We start from the raw sequence: 648 nt of genomic DNA on the forward strand, positions 1-648 counted from the left end.
CGCTGCTGGTGACGGCGGCGGTGTCGCTGGTCTGCGCGGTGTTCGCGGCCGTCACCCTGCCTCCGGCGCGCCGCGCCGAGCCCGCCCCGGCCGGGACGGAGACCACGCGGCCCGGCTCCGGGCTGCTCGTGCCGTACGCCGTGGGGGTGCTCGGGATGGGCGCCTTCGTCGCGCTCTACAACGCGGCGGGCTTCCGGCTCGCGGACCCACCCATGGACCTGGCGCCCGCTGTGGCGTCGCTGGTGTTCCTGGCGTACGCCACGGGCACCGCCTCCTCGGCCGCCGCCGGCCGCCTGGTGTCACTGCTCGGCCGGGAGCGCGCGCTGGTGGCGTCCCTGCTCGTCACGGCGGCGGGCGCGGCCCTCACGATCCCCGACGTGGTGCCCCTGGTGGCGGCCGGCTTCGCCGTACTGACCGCGGGGTTCTTCGCGGCGCACACGGTGGCGAACGCCTGGGTCGCGGCCGAAGCACCGCCCCGGGCGCGCGGCAGGGCGGCGGGCGTCTACACGCTCTGCTACTACCTCGGCAGCGGGGCGGGCGGGTCGGCGGGCAGCGCGGTGTACGGCCACGCCGGCTGGGGCCGGCTGGTGGCCCTGACGTCCTGCTGGCTGCTGCTCGGGGCGCTCGCGGTCCTGGCCACCCGGGTCC

Annotated in this window: 1 protein-coding gene; it reads left to right on the forward strand. The window is 78.2% G+C overall.

The annotated features are described in order from the left end of the window. On the forward strand, window positions 1–648 hold a 648-nt coding region (locus DQW85_RS21790; RefSeq protein ID WP_113702118.1), incomplete at both ends, for an MFS transporter.

This window comes from Nonomuraea lactucae (assembly GCF_003313395.1).
Taxonomy (GTDB): domain Bacteria; phylum Actinomycetota; class Actinomycetes; order Streptosporangiales; family Streptosporangiaceae; genus Nonomuraea; species Nonomuraea lactucae.